This window comes from Streptomyces malaysiense, assembly GCF_000980885.2.
GTDB classification, from domain to species: domain Bacteria; phylum Actinomycetota; class Actinomycetes; order Streptomycetales; family Streptomycetaceae; genus Streptomyces; species Streptomyces malaysiense.
On the sequence record NZ_LBDA02000073.1, the window covers coordinates 1 to 324 of the forward strand.

1 protein-coding gene is annotated in these 324 nt (G+C 70.1%); it reads right to left on the reverse strand.

The features are described 5' to 3' along the window. Positions 1–324 (reverse strand): polyketide synthase (locus tag VT52_RS28300; RefSeq protein ID WP_143070932.1); only part of this gene is annotated, 324 nt, incomplete at both ends.

Consider the following 324-nt stretch of genomic DNA (forward strand, 5'->3'; position numbering starts at 1 on the left):
CGTGGGGAGCCGGCCGTGTTGCAGTGCCATGACCATCTTGATGACGCCCGCGATACCGGCGGCTGCCTGGGTGTGGCCGATGTTGGATTTCACCGATCCGAGCCACAGTGGGCGTTCGGCGGGACGGTTCTGTCCGTAGGTGGCCAGCAGGGCTTGGGCCTCGATGGGGTCGCCGAGGGTGGTGCCGGTGCCGTGGGCTTCGACCGCGTCGACGTCGCTCGGTGTGAGGCGGGCGTTGGCCAACGCGGCCCGGATGACCCGCTGTTGCGAGGGTCCGTTGGGGGCGGTGAGGCCGTTGCTGGCGCCGTCCTGGTTGACGGCCGA